The organism is Bacillus sp. FSL R5-0512 (genome assembly GCF_038593295.1).
Lineage (GTDB): Bacteria > Bacillota > Bacilli > Bacillales > Bacillaceae > Bacillus > Bacillus safensis.
Map to the genome: position 1 here is coordinate 1,812,801 of NZ_CP151982.1, position 14,719 is coordinate 1,827,519.

The window sequence follows — 14,719 nt, forward strand, 5'->3', positions numbered from 1 at the left end:
GCTTACTCTTGTGGCAGCCCTTTTTCTTCTGATTGATCCTCTTCTGCTGACTCCAATTTGGTCAATTTAAACACTAGGATCCCCGCAACAATCACAATGACACCTAGTAGTTTTGCGGGAGAAAATTCCACTTTCTCTAACCCAAGCCAGCCAAGCGAATCGAACAAAAGCGCAGAACCGAGCTGTGAAATCAGGACAATCGAGATTCCATAAGTCGGACCAAGACGTTTGATACTTTGAACGAGGCAGATGACCACCCCTACTCCAATGGCTCCGCTCATCCAGTACCACGCTTCCATATGTCTTAATTGAAACATGCCGGTTCCTTCTAGCAAAAGACCCATCAAAAGTGAAGCAATAAAGCCCATACCTAGAACGAGAGTGGTCGTTGACCAAGAGCCTGTCTGCTCATTGACCTTACTGTTAAAAATGGTTTGTAAGCTGACGAGTGCGCCAGCCGTGATGGCTAATCCTATTCCTATGATCATGTCTGAATCCCTTCATTTCTTCTATTCATAAATGTTTCGCTCCGCTATTTCTAAGAGTCCTTCCCGGTCAAGAATCGTAATCTTCCCTCTTCGCCTCTCTATCAGCCCTTTTTCACAAAATTGCTGAATCACCCGGTTAATATGACGGTAGCTTGTACCAATTAAGCTCGCCGCATCAGTAAGGCGAAGTGCGCTCGCGCTGTTATCCCCTGTTAACACAGACAATAAGTAGCTTGCGAGTCTGACCTCTACAGGATATAAAAGGTGGAAGCTCAAATCGTTTGATTTCGTATAAAATTTGTTTGTGATGCCCTTTAGTAAAAAGGTTAACACGCGGGGGTCATCCTTCGCATGGCGCATGAGCGCTTGATGAGAAATCCTTAGCATATGTACTTCTGTGACAGCCTCCACTGTATTGACCATATCTGTCTGCTGAACGTATTCAATATCTCCAATCGCTTCAAGAGGATGTTTAAAACAAAGAATAAAGGTCTTCCCTTCTTTTGTGGTGGTGAAAATCTTTAATTTTCCTTTTACTAACAAGTACAAGTGCTCCCTCTGATCTCCCTTTGAACAAATCAGCTCACCTTGCTCATAGCGCCATAAGCTGACGTGTGATATGAGTTTCTGATGAAAGACGGTTTCTAATTCATGTGCCTTGAGATAAGAGGAAAATAGAGATTCATCATGAAGCTCCTCCATCTGACGTCCTCCTTTATAGCTTTAAAATGATGACGCCTGCGATCATCAATAGAATTCCTGCATAATGCGGCCATTTCATTTTCTTCTTCTTCTGTACACCAAACCATCCTTTTGCATCGATTGCAAAGGTAAATGCAAGCTGTGCAATGAGTAAAGCAGCGATGGTCAGTGTGACACCGATCATTTCAATTGCAGTGACTTCATTGAAAATAATAATGGCTGCAAATGCACCGCCTACTATATAAAGCGGCTGCACCTTTCGATATTCCCTGAAGTGTCCGTCACGTACGATCAGTAAAATGATCAGTGCAATAATAAAACCGGTCAGCTGCGTGATGGTTGCCGCCTGCCATGTCCCGATATCCTGGCTGATTCTTGCGTTTGCTACGCCTTGCAGTGTAATACAAGCGCCTCCTAATAAAGCGAAAATAACACCTTTCATTCGTTCAAATGCTCCTTCTTTTTTCAGTCTAGTTCCATTAAATGATAGATGCCCTGATGTTGAAAAGGACATATGTCCCACTTTGCGTATTATATCAGAAACTTTTTCTTTTGCAGTTTCATCGTTTTAGATTTTTCACAGTGGGTACAGTTTTATATCACCTGAAAACAGAATATTGAATGGAATCACATATAAAAAGGAGACATGTCAGAATGAGAAATCAAGAGAAACATTTTATTAACGGAGAATGGATCGCATCAACAGGAAACGAAACGACGGAAGTCATCAATCCTGCTACAGAGGAAGTCATTGGCACCATTAGTTTAGGAACAAAAGAAGATTTAGATAAGGCAGTCAAAGCTGCTCGTGCCGCCTTTCCTTCTTTCTCAAAAACATCTCGAAATGAACGCGTAAAAATGCTGGAAAACATTGTGCGCGGCTACGAAAAGCGTAGGGATGAACTGATAGAAGTCATGACGCAAGAGCTTGGTGCACCGCTGAAAGTATCAGAAGAGGTTCATTACAAAATGGGATATGAACATTTTTCTAAAGCAGCGGAAGCACTTAAATCTTATACATTTACTGAGGACCGCGGCGGACACACCATTATAAAAGAAGCGATTGGTGTCAGCGGATTGATTACACCTTGGAATTTCCCAACAAATCAAACATCACTTAAAATCGCGGGTGCCATTGCAGCAGGCTCGCCAGTTGTCTTAAAGCCAGCGGAAATTACACCTTTTGCCGCAATGATTCTTGCAGACATCATTGATGAAGCAGGCGTACCAAAAGGCGTCTTCAACCTAGTAAACGGAACTGGTGACGTCATTGGTGACGGCATTAGCTCACATCCTGATATTGATTTTGTTTCATTTACGGGATCGGGTGCTGTCGGCTCTAAAATAATGGAAAATGCTGCAGACAATATTAAGAAAGTGGCTCTTGAGCTTGGCGGGAAATCCCCTCTTATCGTCTTAGATGATGCAGATGTGGATGAAGCAGCCGAAACCGCGGTTCATCATATTGCGATGAATACAGGTCAAGTATGTTCCGCAGCTACACGTGTGCTGATTCCTGAATCAATGAAAGACGCATTTGAAAAAGCGCTGCTGAATGCTCTGCCTAAGTTTACAGTTGGTGATCCGAGAGAAGATCACGCCACTGGCCCGCTTGTGTCCAAAAAGCAATGGGATACTGTGCAGTCTTATATTGAAAAAGGAATTGAAGAAGGTGCTCACCTGCTTGCTGGGGGAACTGGTAAGCCGGACGGACTAGACAAAGGATATTTCGCCAAGCATACTATTTTCACAAATGTGAAAAATGATATGACCATTGCGCAAGAGGAAATATTCGGACCCGTCATGAGTGTAATCACATATCAGGACCTTGATCATGCCCTTGAAATTGCCAATGATACAGTGTATGGCCTTGCTGGCTATGTGGTTGGAAAAGATGAAAAAACATTAAAATATGTAGCTGAACATATTCGTGCCGGTCAAATTACCATTAACAATGCCGAAACAGATTACTTTGCCCCGTTTGGCGGCTTTAAGCAATCTGGTATCGGAAGAGAATGGGGAGACTTCGGAATCGAGGAATATTTAGAAGTGAAAGCTGTGATGGGACTTCCAACAGCATAATTTGAGAAAGGAGAAAAACCTTAGGGTTTTTCTCCTTTTTCTTGATAGAAAGAATCTGGCCCTGCTCCCCTACTTATCCATCATGATGTGATATTTTTTGACCGTTGCTTTAGGAGGAAACGATTCTTGTAACTCATCAAACCAAACCTCAATCGTTTGACCCTGTGACAGCTCTTTAGAATCTACTTTTGTTAAATCAGAACATAAAAAAGTGATTGGGGTTTAAAGTGGTGCTATAATAATGATCGTGAACTCACTTTTCCACTAATCCCAAAATTACTTTAACCTCTTTAATATGATCTAATTCATAGAACATAAAAAATTCAGCTTCTTTTCGATTTGGAGATTTCATTAAAATCTCGAAACGGTCAGAATAATGAACACAAGAAATTACCTTCCAATTCATAGCTCTTCTCTTTTGCATTTGTTTATAATCCTCTTGAAATTTTTCCTCTCGTTTTAATTTCATGTCATATATTTCATCAATTAAATTGAAAAGTTTATTTGTTTTGGAAACATCAATTCTTCTACTGAGAAGAACAATAAAAACACAAAACAATATACTTAAAGCGATATTCAGATAAGTATCCATTATATTTATTGAAATTTCATCGAAAGCATTTTGCAATTTCGAATCGTTAGTTTTGTGCTTTTTAGTAATAAAATCTAATCCATAGTTAAAATATGAATTAAAGTAAGAGTTCAAAAATAAAAATGCTGGCACAATTGTTATTGTTATAATAGAAGCTTTTGTGGAAAAGTTGGCAGCTCTCTCGTATTTATCTTTCGCATAAATTCGAAGATCTGCAATTTGTCTCAGATTTAATTTTTCTAGTTCCTGTCTTTGGATAGATACATTTTTTATTAATTTAAACTTAACTTTTGGATCTTCCAAATCTCTAATAATACTCATATTTCCTCCTTGACCTTGCAAAGGTATTAGAAATCTTAATCATGACAATCAATATTATATATTTTACTTAATGGCAAACTTTCGGTAAAGTTCAAATTGAACCTATATATATAATTCCTATCGAATTAATCTATGTTTATATTCCTTGTGAGGTGGATATCGTTGCAACTTCATGTATTGAACAGTCCGTTTAGTCAGGAGCAGGCAGAACTGCTTAATCAGCTGCTTCCGACTTTAACAGATCAGCAAAAAATTTGGCTTACCGGTTATTTATCAGCACAGGCAGCTTTAACCGGATTAGAAAATACTGCCCAAACCCCTTCTCCTTCTGCTGCAGCACCAGCGCAGCCTGTCAGTAAAGATGTGACCGTGCTTTATGGCTCGCAAACAGGCAATTCTGAAGGGTTAGCAAAAAAGACAGCGCAGCATCTTGAAGAGAAAGGTTTTCAAGTGACGCTCTCTTCTATGTCAGATTTTAAACCAAATAGTCTGAAAAAAATAAACAATTTACTAATTATCGTCAGCACACATGGCGAGGGAGATCCGCCTGATAATGCCCTTTCTTTCCATGAATATGTTCACGGCAGACGGGCACCAAAGCTTGATCATTTAAGCTTTTCTGTCCTATCACTTGGTGACAGCTCTTACGAATTCTTCTGTCAAACAGGTAAAGAATTTGATGAGCGCTTAAAAGAACTTGGCGGAACGCGTCTTTTCGATCGAGTGGACTGTGATCTTGATTATGATGAGCCGTTTTCTGAATGGCTTCAAGGGGTGGCATCTTCACTTAGCGAAGGCGGAGCCGCAGCAGCCCCGCAGGAATCAGCGGAAGCAAACACTCAAACAGCTGCATCTGAATACTCAAGAACAAATCCTTTTTATGCTGAAGTGCTTGAAAATATCAACCTAAATGGCCGCGGTTCTAACAAAGAAACCCGTCATTTGGAGCTTTCTCTTGAAGGATCAGGACTTGTTTATGAGCCGGGTGACAGCCTTGGTATTTATCCAACAAATGATCCAGCCCTTGTTGATGAACTGATCAAGGCATGCGGATGGGATGCAGAGGAAGCCGTAACCGTTCATAAAAACGGCGACACGCTTCCTTTAAAGGAAGCACTCACCTCTCATTTTGAGATTACTGTCTTAACAAAACCTCTTCTTCAAAAGATGGCGTCCTTTACAAAGAGCGAAGCCTTGCAGGCCCTTTTAGAAGAAAGAAACGAAGAAAAGTTAAAAGCATATATAGCAGGAAGAGATTTAGTAGATGCTGCTCGTGATTTCGGTCCTTTTGAAGGAACAGCGGCAGACTTCACTGCCATTTTAAGAAAAATTCCGGCACGCCTTTATTCCATTGCAAGCAGCCTTAAAGCAAATGAAGAAGAAGTTCATTTGACGATCGGTGCTGTGAGATATGATGCTCACGGAAGAGAACGTCAAGGTGTCTGCTCAATCTTATGTGCGGAGCGCTTAGAGCCAGGTGATAAGCTGCCTGTTTATATTCAGCACAATCAAAACTTTAAGCTTCCTGAAAACCCTGATGCACCGATCATTATGGTAGGACCAGGCACAGGCATTGCGCCTTTCCGTTCCTTTATGCAGGAGCGCGAGGAAGTCGGTGCAGACGGAAAGTCATGGTTGTTTTTCGGTGATCAGCACTTTGTGACGGATTTCTTATATCAAACCGAATGGCAAAAGTGGTTAAAAGATGGTGTGTTAACGAAAATGGATGTGGCTTTTTCAAGAGATTCAGAGGAAAAAGTATATGTCCAGCATCAAATGAAGAAACAAAGTAAAGAATTATTCGAATGGCTGGAGCAAGGTGCCTATGTATATGTCTGCGGAGATGAAAAACATATGGCGCATGATGTTCATGATACCCTTCTATCAATCATCCAAGAAGAAGGTGCGATGAGCAAAGAGAAAGCTGAAAGCTATCTAGCCAACTTGCAGCAGCAAAAACGCTATCAGCGTGACGTATATTGATTGAATGCTTGAAAGAAAGGAGCTTTTACTTACATGGTGAAGACAGCATTAACAGCGCCGGATGGACCTCCGAGCGACGTAGAGGAAATCAAAGAAAAAAGTGATTATTTACGGGGTACTTTAAAAGAAGTGATGCTTGATCCGATTTCAGCGGGTATCCCTGATGATGACAACCGCCTGATGAAGCATCACGGCAGTTATTTACAGGATGATCGTGACCTGAGAAATGAACGGCAAAAACAAAAGCTTGAGCCTGCCTATCAATTTATGCTGCGCGTCCGCCTGCCTGGCGGAATCGCTACATCTAAGCAGTGGCTTGTGATGGATGAGCTTGCTCATCAATACGGAAACGGTACGTTAAAGCTGACAACTCGTGAAACCTTTCAGCTTCACGGTATTTTAAAATGGAACATGAAAAAAACCATTCAAGACATCCATTCCACTATGCTTGATACGATCGCTGCTTGCGGCGATGTGAACCGTAATGTCATGTGTACATCAAACCCCTATCAATCAGAAGTACACCATGATGTATACGAGCTTGCCAAAAAATTAAGTGATGACCTGCTTCCGCAAACAAGAGCGTACCATGAAATTTGGCTTGATGAGGAAAAGGTAGCAGCAACGCCTGATACAGAGGTTGAGCCGATGTATGGTCCGCTTTATTTGCCAAGAAAATTCAAGATTGGTGTGGCGGTCCCTCCTGCTAACGATATTGATGTGTTTTCGCAGGATTTAGGCTTCATTGCGATTATTGAAAATGATCAATTAGTCGGCTTTAATGTCGCGATTGGCGGCGGAATGGGCATGACTCATGGTGATACAGCGACCTATCCTCAGCTTGCAAAAGTAATTGGCTTTTGTACACCGGAACAAGTTGTAGAGATTGCCAAACAAGTGATCACCATTCAGCGTGACTATGGAAACCGTTCGGTGAGAAAAAATGCCCGCTTTAAATATACAGTGGACCGCCTCGGTCTTGAGAATGTAAAAGAAGAGCTTGAGCGCCGCCTTGGATTTACCCTATTAGATGCAAGAGATTATCACTTCGATCATAACGGTGACCGCTATGGCTGGGTAAAAGGCATCAATGGCAGATGGCATTATACGATGTTTGTAGAAGGCGGACGCATCACGGATTACGATGACTACCCGCTGATGACAGGCATTCGTGAAATCGCAAAGATTCATACAGGTGACTTCCGCTTAACAGCGAATCAAAATTTGATCATTGGAAACGTCACATCTCACAAAAAGAAACAAATCGAGCAGCTCATTGAGGAGTTTGGTTTGTCAGATGGACAGCAGCACTCTGCACTGCGCCGCAGTTCAATGGCCTGTGTTGCTCTTCCGACATGCGGCTTAGCAATGGCAGAGGCAGAACGCTACCTCCCGCGCTTGATTGACAAAATTGAAGAGATTGTCGAAGAAAATGGCTTAAGTGATAAAGAAATCACGATTCGTATGACTGGATGTCCAAATGGATGCGCCCGTCATGCGCTTGGTGAAATTGGCTTTATCGGGAAATCACCTGGTAAATACAACATGTATCTTGGCGCTGCGTTTGATGGCAGCAGATTAAGTAAACTGTACCGAGAAAATGTAGGAGAAGAAGACATTTTAAACGAGCTTGGCTCTCTTCTCCCCCGCTATGCAAAAGAACGCGAGGAACATGAACATTTCGGTGATTTTGTGATTCGGGCAGGTATTGTAAAAGAAACAACAGATGGCACGAATTTTCATGTGCAATAAAAAAGACAGGATGCTCTCCTGTCTTTTTTTATGGATTTTGTTTTCTTTTCAAGTATTCGCAAATGCTGTTATACACATCAGGATTATCTAGAGACGAAAGATCTGGTGAATGCTGCTGTTCATAAGCTCCTTTTAATAAACGACGGACGATTTTTCCGTTTCTTGTTTTCGGTAAAGCTGAAATGAGATGAATTTCCTTTGGTGTGAGCGCTTTTCCCGCATATGAACCAACATGTATTTTGAGCTCTTGAATGAATGCTGCTTCTTTGAAAGACTGTGAACTTGCCACAATGAAACAAACTAGTGCTTCTCCCTTCACCTTATCCTTTACTCCAATCACAGCAGCCTCATGTACGGCTGGATGCCCGACAAGAATGGATTCAATTTCAGCTGGACCAATGCGTTTACCAGCTGTATTAATGACATCATCCGATCTGCCCGTGATATGGAATGCGCCATCCTCTGATTGCATCACCCAATCACCGTGCGTCCACACCCCATCAAATCGTTTAAAATAGGTGTCTTCATATCGCTTCGGATCTTTCCAAAACCCACATGTCATGCCGACCCACGGCTTTTTCACAACAAGCTCTCCTACTTCATTCAGGACGCTCTCTCCTGCCTCATTATACACATCTGCCGCCATTCCTAAGATTGCCGCATTAAAAAGGATCGGTTTGATTGGGCGAAGCAGCGTACTTCCTACAATTCCGCCAGAAACCTCTGTTCCCCCTGAGTAATTTAAGATCGGAATGTGCTTTTGACCAATGGTGTCAAAAAGCCATTGCCATGGTGCTTCATTCCACGGTTCACCTGTAGAAATGATGGCTTTGACATGCGGCAGCTCAATGTCTGAAAGGTTTTGCTGCATCGCAGATCGAACAAAAGTAGGTGAAAGTCCAAAATGGGTGACTTTTTGCTCGTGGATGAATGACCAAAGGTGCTGTTCATCTGGATAATCGGGTGCGCCGTCATATAAAACAATTGCAGCTCCATTGATCAAGCCGCCAAAGACGAGAAAGGGCCCCATCATCCATCCCATGTCTGTGAGCCAAAACAAACGGTCTCCTTTTGCAACGTCCATACAAAGACCGGCATCAAAAGCCGCTTTTACAGGAAAGCCTGCGTGTGTATGAACAGCCCCTTTGGGTGTACCGGTTGTTCCAGACGTGTATAAGATCATAAGGGGATCTTCATTTGAAAGATAAGTCGTTTCACTCATTGGTTCTTCTTTTAACAAATCGTTTAGCTGAATATCCTCTTTATATCCAGTAGGAGAGGAAGCATGTACAATGACTGTTTGGACAGTCTTGGTTTTGTCGATTGCTTCTGCCGCACATTCACGCATGTTGATCGTCTTTCCCCGGCGCGTCACGCTCGAGCCTGTGACGACAATGGTTGCACCGGAAGCACGAATACGTACGGCTAGAGGCTCGCTTCCATATCCGGAAAAAACTGGGCTAAAGATGACACCAATCTTTGCAAAGGCAAGCATGACAGCAGCCGTTTCCGGAAGCATCGGCATATAAATGACTGCCACATCCCCTTTTTGAATCCCCTTCTTCAAAAAACCAGCAGCGAGACGATTGACCTTTTCCTGAAGTTCGAGGAACGTCCATCTTCTCTCTTCGCCCGCTTCATTTCTCCAAATCACGGCTGGTTGATGCTGGGTTTCTTCATTCTCTGCCCATTTGTCAACAGCCGTTTCGACCACGTTGAGCCCGCCGCCTTTATACCAATTGGGCCACATGAATGAATCTTGGCCTAATGCGGCTTCATACGGCTCCTTCCACACGATTCCGACCGCCTTTTCGGCTTCTCTCCAAAACCAATCGGTGCGCTCGATACTAGCTTGATAGAACGCATCATAAGTAGAAAAACCAAGTGAATGCATCCATTTGTAAAGGCGTGTTTGTTTCATCATCTGCTCTTTGGGTATCCACGCTGGTTTTAGGTTCATCATGAGGCCGCCCCCTTTAGACCGGATAAACCGGGTGTTTTCGTCTTGTAAATGTCATCTCTTTAGAGGTATAGGCTTGTAATCTATGACAAAGCTCATCTCGCAAATGGTCAAATGGAATGACACCATCGACAATCATTTCAGAGGCAAGCTCATATATATTCATATCTTCCTGGTATTCTTTGCGTTTCTCTTGTATAAATGCCGCCCTCTCTTCTGCAGGCAGTTCGGCAATTTTATTCGCATAGACAGCATTTACAGCGGCTTCTGGCCCCATGACAGCAATTTGCGCAGATGGAAGAGCGAGACAGCAGTCCGGTTCAAAGGCTGGTCCTGCCATTGCATATAAACCTGCACCGTATGCTTTACGAACAATGACGGATATTTTCGGAACGGTTGCCTCTGACATGGCGGAGATCATTTTCGCCCCGTGCCTGATAATGCCTGCTTGTTCCACTTTTGTTCCGATCATAAACCCCGGTATATCGGCAAGGAAAAGGAGTGGAATATGAAAGGCGTCACATAGCTGAATAAACTTGGCGGCTTTGTCGGCTGAGTCATGGAATAAAACGCCGCCTTTTACCCTCGGCTGGTTGGCAATAAGACCGACAGGCTGACCATTCATGCGGCCAAAGCCTGTGATCAATTCTGCGGCAAACAGCTTTTTGATTTCAAAAAATGATCCTTCATCAATAAGTAAATCAATGAGCTGATACATATCAAAAGGGGTATTCTGCCCCTTAGGGATAAGGTCTTGGATGTTGATCTCTGATGGTTTAGGTGCGATTGCGGCTGCCCGTTTTGGTTTTTCTGTATAGTTGGCAGGCATGTAAGTTAAATAAGTGCGGGCGATTTGAATGGCCTCTTCCTCTGTTTTTGCTAAAATATCGCCGCATCCAGAAATGCTGCAATGCATTTTTGCCCCGCCCATTTCTTCAAGTGATACTTTCTCTCCAATCACCATTTCGGCCATTCGCGGTGAGCCTAAGTACATTGAGGCATTCCCTTCGACCATGACGACGATGTCACAAAAAGCAGGAATGTAAGCACCTCCGGCTGCCGAAGGACCAAATAGTAAACAAATTTGCGGAATACGTCCAGACAGCTTCACCTGGTTATAAAAAATGCGGCCTGCACCCCTTCTGCCTGGAAACATGGCGATTTGATCGGTGATTCTAGCACCCGCAGAGTCAACTAAATACAGCATTGGGCAGTTGAGCTTTTCGGCTGATTCCTGGATTCTAATGATTTTTTCTACCGTTTTGACGCCCCATGATCCTGCTTTGACGGTAGAATCATTTGCCATGACGCAAACAGTCTGCCCATTCATCCGCCCCGTCCCTGTGACAACACCATCTGCTGGTAAATGTTCATTTTGACACTCGGCAAACATGGCATCCTCAATGAAAGAATCTTCATCTAATAACAATTGGAGGCGGTCACGGACGAACAATTTTCCTTTTTCTTTGTTTTTTTGATGGTATCGCTCAGCCCCGCCTTTCAGAATCTGCTGTTTTTTCAGTTCATATTCTTCGATCATACCCATTCCCCTTTCTTGCTACCTGCCTCTGTATTGAGGCGTGCGTTTTTCTTGGAAAGCTTGAAGACCTTCCGTTCGATCTTCTGTCTCAATGAGCCGTAGATAGGCTTCGTACTCCTTCGTCAAACCTGTATGCAAATCGTGATCAAGGCTTGATTGAATCGCTTGTTTCGCTTCTTTTAAGGCAAGCGGGCCATTTTTGATGATTTGTTGTGCAAGAGAGATGGCATCGTTCATGAGGGAATCTGCTAAAGAGATATGCTCAATGAGCCCGATTTGAATGGCTTCTTCTGCTTGTAATGATGCGCCTGTGAAAATAAGTTCTTTTGCTTTACCGAGTCCAATGAGGCGCGGAAGCCGCTGCGTCCCTCCGGCTCCTGGTATGATAGCTAGTCCTGTTTCTGGCAGGCCGAGTCTTGCTCCGGCTCGTGCGATGCGGAGATCACAAGCGAGCGCGAGCTCAAGTCCTCCGCCAAGTGCGTGTCCGTTCATCACTGCAATGACAGGTACAGGAATGGATTCAATCTCGATAAACGTTTGCTGAATCGAAAGAACAGCTCCTTTTGCTTCTGCTTCTGTCATCAATCGTCGTTCTTTTAAATCTGCTCCAGCACAAAAGACTTTTGAACCGGCTCCTGTAATGAGCAGACAGCGAATGCTTTCATCGTGTTTGATTTCTTGAATGATTTGATTGATCTCCTCCAGCATTAGAGCAGATAGGGAATTCGCTTGTTCTGGCCTGTTTAAGGTCATGATGCCGATCTGTTCATCTTGTATCGAAAAATGGACCAATGATGTCATGTTATTCATCCTTTATGAAGTAGTCTGAGAGTGAAAAGCGCGTAAACAGTGACTAGGCAGGGTTCGATCTACTTTTGCTTCAATCCATTCTGCCGCTTTAATTAATGCAGGAAGGTGAATATTTGTCTCAATTCCTAGTTTTTGAAGCATATGCACCACATCTTCTGTCGCCACATTTCCGCTGGAGCCAGGTGCATAGGGACATCCGCCCAGCCCGCCGCTGGAGGAGTCAAATATGGTGATCCCAGCTTTTAATGCCGTATAAATATTGGCAAGAGCCATCCCCTTCGTATCATGAAAATGAAGAGCGATTTTATCAGCAGGAAAACGTTCAAGTAAAATGTCTAAGCGCCTTTCTACTTGAAGCGGATGGGCTTCACCGATGGTGTCACCGAGAGATATTTCATCAATGCCATAAGAAAGCAAAATATCCGTTAACCGAAGGACTTGATCCATTGGCACTTGTTTTTCATACGGGCAGCCAAACACAGTGGAAATATACGCGTGCGTGTTTTTTCCTGCTGCTTTTAAATCAGCTGTCATTTGTTTGATAACAGGAAGTGTTTCATGGATGGATTGATTCATATTTTTCTTGTTATGTGTTTCACTCGAAGAGATAAACATAGCCCCTGTGTCAAGATTGGCTTCAAAAAAATGAGCTAAGCCTTTTTCATTGGGAATGAGTGCTGCATAGGTGATGTCGTCTTTTTTGTTAAAGGATTGGGTGAGTTCTTTGGCATCTTTTAAGGCTGGAACCCATTTAGGATGAACAAATGATGTGACTTCAATATAAGGGAGCTGGGCTGCTGCGAGCAGGTCAATCCACGTTCGCTTCTCGCCTGTGTCCAGCCAGACTGATTCATTTTGCAGTCCGTCCCGCGGGCCGACCTCCCTGATCATCACACTCTTTGGTAATGCCATCTGGCTCCCTCCTATTCTGTCAGTTCTAGAAGAACCTCTCCTTCATCGACAAACTCTCCCTCTGCCTTATGCACTTTGCTGATGGTTCCGGTCTCTTCAGCAACGATCGGAATCTCCATTTTCATTGATTCTAAGATGGCAACCTCCTGTCCTTTTTGCACTTCATCGCCTTGTTTTACAAGAAGCTTCCATAAGTTTCCGGCCATTTGAATCGTGACAGTTTTCATGAACGGTTTCCCTCCCTTTTTTTCATGAGAAAATCGGTTGTGATGCTGCCTTGTAAGAAAGCAGAAGATCCGGCCATTTCCCTTAAAAGCGGTAAGTTGGTTTTGATCCCTTCTATTTCATATGCTTGTAATGCCCCTTTTAATCGTTCTATTGCAAGTTTTCGCGTATCACCGTAAACGATCATTTTCGCAATCATTGGATCGTAAAAAGGGGTAATGAGGCTTCCATTTGTCACACTTGACTCATGACGGATATACGGAGCTTCAGGTGTGGAGAGCCGAGTGATTGTTCCTGGTGATGGATAAAAGGTGACGGGATCTTCCGCATAAATTCTAACCTCGATGGCATGACCGATTTGATGAATATCCTCCTGATTAAAGGAAAGCGGCTCACGTGCAGCGATTTTCAGCTGCTCCTCGACAAGGTCAATGCCTGTAATTTCTTCTGTGACAGGATGCTCTACTTGTAATCTCGTGTTCATTTCTAGGAAATAAAATTGTTGATGCTGATCGACTAAACATTCAATCGTTCCTGCATTTTCATACCCAATCGCTTTAGCTGCTTTGACGGCCATCTCCCCCATTTGATGTCTCACCGATTCATTGAGACAGGCGGCTGGTGCTTCTTCAATGATTTTTTGATGTCTTCGCTGGAGTGAACAGTCGCGCTCAAATAAGTGGACCCCATGGCCGAAGGAATCAAAAAGGACCTGAATTTCAATGTGACGCGCGTTTTCAATGACCTTTTCCATATACAGCGTCCCATCGTTGAAAAAGCTTTGCGCTCTTTTTTGATTCCCTTCAAAAGCCCTGTACAGCTCCTCGTCATTTTGCACGAGCTGCATGCCAATTCCTCCGCCCCCGCTTGATGCCTTGAGCATGATCGGATAACCGAGTGATTGCGCTTGACTGACCCCTTCTTCTGCATCATGCAGCGGAGCTGAAACGCCTGGTACAATGGGGATACCTGCTTGAGCCATCGTTTTTCTTGCTTCAATTTTATTCCCCATTCGCTTAATGACTTGTGCGGATGGGCCAATAAAGGCGATTCCTTTGCTGCGACAGCGTTCTGCAAAGGCTGCATTTTCTGATAAGAGGCCATATCCTGGGTGGATGGCATCTGTATTTGACTGCTTGGCTGCCCTAATGATTGCTTCCATGTTTAAATAGCTTTCAGATACTTTTGCGCCTCCAATCGGATAGGCGCTGTCTGCTTCTTGCACATGAAGTGCATGCTGATCTGCTTCTGAATAAACGGCGACGGTGTGGATCCCGAGCCTTTTACACGTTCGAATAATGCGCCTGGCAATTTCGCCTCGATTTGCAATCAGTACTTTTTGAAACATTGCT

At 43.5% G+C, this 14,719-nt stretch carries 13 protein-coding genes; 3 read left to right on the top strand and 10 right to left on the bottom strand.

Annotation, left to right across the window (positions count from 1 at the left end; all coding sequences use genetic code 11):
- Nucleotides 1-2: 2 nt before the first annotated feature.
- Genes NSQ25_RS09205 through NSQ25_RS09215 form a run of 3 tightly spaced genes read right to left on the bottom strand, consistent with a single transcriptional unit; the run spans nucleotide 3 to nucleotide 1,632 of the window.
- Nucleotides 3-488: a DMT family transporter gene (locus NSQ25_RS09205; RefSeq protein ID WP_034284003.1), complete on the bottom strand. Its 486-nt coding sequence runs from the start codon at nucleotides 486-488 to the stop codon at nucleotides 3-5.
- Nucleotides 489-509: 21 nt separating this feature from the next.
- A complete protein-coding gene (locus NSQ25_RS09210; RefSeq protein ID WP_041117620.1) occupies nucleotides 510-1,190 on the bottom strand; it encodes a cyclic nucleotide-binding domain-containing protein in 681 nt (226 codons plus the stop codon).
- A gap of 13 nt (nucleotides 1,191-1,203) precedes the next feature.
- Nucleotides 1,204-1,632: a DMT family transporter gene (locus NSQ25_RS09215; protein WP_326136659.1), complete on the bottom strand. Its 429-nt coding sequence runs from the start codon at nucleotides 1,630-1,632 to the stop codon at nucleotides 1,204-1,206.
- A gap of 212 nt (nucleotides 1,633-1,844) precedes the next feature.
- Here NSQ25_RS09215 and NSQ25_RS09220 point away from each other — a divergent pair, with 212 nt between their 5' ends.
- A complete protein-coding gene (locus NSQ25_RS09220; RefSeq protein WP_211044138.1) occupies nucleotides 1,845-3,272 on the top strand; it encodes an aldehyde dehydrogenase family protein in 1,428 nt (475 codons plus the stop codon).
- A gap of 253 nt (nucleotides 3,273-3,525) precedes the next feature.
- Here the strand turns inward: NSQ25_RS09220 and NSQ25_RS09225 are convergent, their stop codons facing one another.
- Nucleotides 3,526-4,185, bottom strand: coding sequence for a hypothetical protein (locus NSQ25_RS09225; RefSeq protein ID WP_046311337.1), 660 nt, complete (start codon nucleotides 4,183-4,185; stop codon nucleotides 3,526-3,528).
- 162 nt (nucleotides 4,186-4,347) lie between these two features.
- Here NSQ25_RS09225 and NSQ25_RS09230 point away from each other — a divergent pair, with 162 nt between their 5' ends.
- Nucleotides 4,348-6,168, top strand: a complete 1,821-nt coding sequence (locus NSQ25_RS09230; RefSeq protein WP_326136327.1) for an assimilatory sulfite reductase (NADPH) flavoprotein subunit — start codon at nucleotides 4,348-4,350, stop codon at nucleotides 6,166-6,168.
- Between the two features lie 33 nt (nucleotides 6,169-6,201).
- Complete coding sequence (gene cysI / locus NSQ25_RS09235; RefSeq protein WP_034284013.1) at nucleotides 6,202-7,920, top strand: assimilatory sulfite reductase (NADPH) hemoprotein subunit; 1,719 nt, start codon at nucleotides 6,202-6,204, stop codon at nucleotides 7,918-7,920.
- 28 nt (nucleotides 7,921-7,948) lie between these two features.
- Here cysI and NSQ25_RS09240 read toward each other — a convergent pair whose 3' ends face one another.
- Genes NSQ25_RS09240 through NSQ25_RS09265 form a run of 6 tightly spaced genes read right to left on the bottom strand, consistent with a single transcriptional unit; the run spans nucleotide 7,949 to nucleotide 14,715 of the window.
- Nucleotides 7,949-9,883 carry an AMP-binding protein gene (locus NSQ25_RS09240; protein WP_326136325.1) on the bottom strand — a complete coding sequence of 645 codons (1,935 nt, stop codon included), beginning with the start codon at nucleotides 9,881-9,883 and terminating at the stop codon, nucleotides 7,949-7,951.
- A 13-nt stretch (nucleotides 9,884-9,896) separates the two neighbouring features.
- On the bottom strand, nucleotides 9,897-11,420 hold the full coding sequence (locus NSQ25_RS09245; protein WP_326136323.1) for an acyl-CoA carboxylase subunit beta: 1,524 nt from the start codon (nucleotides 11,418-11,420) through the stop codon (nucleotides 9,897-9,899).
- Between the two features lie 18 nt (nucleotides 11,421-11,438).
- Complete coding sequence (locus NSQ25_RS09250; protein WP_326136321.1) at nucleotides 11,439-12,221, bottom strand: enoyl-CoA hydratase; 783 nt, start codon at nucleotides 12,219-12,221, stop codon at nucleotides 11,439-11,441.
- Between the two features lie 12 nt (nucleotides 12,222-12,233).
- On the bottom strand, nucleotides 12,234-13,142 hold the full coding sequence (locus NSQ25_RS09255) for a hydroxymethylglutaryl-CoA lyase (protein WP_326136319.1): 909 nt from the start codon (nucleotides 13,140-13,142) through the stop codon (nucleotides 12,234-12,236).
- 11 nt (nucleotides 13,143-13,153) lie between these two features.
- Nucleotides 13,154-13,369: an acetyl-CoA carboxylase biotin carboxyl carrier protein subunit gene (locus NSQ25_RS09260; protein ID WP_034284022.1), complete on the bottom strand. Its 216-nt coding sequence runs from the start codon at nucleotides 13,367-13,369 to the stop codon at nucleotides 13,154-13,156.
- Nucleotides 13,366-14,715, bottom strand: coding sequence for an acetyl-CoA carboxylase biotin carboxylase subunit (locus NSQ25_RS09265; protein WP_326136317.1), 1,350 nt, complete (start codon nucleotides 14,713-14,715; stop codon nucleotides 13,366-13,368). Before NSQ25_RS09265 ends, NSQ25_RS09260 begins: the two co-directional genes overlap by 4 nt.
- Nucleotides 14,716-14,719 lie beyond the last annotated feature (4 nt).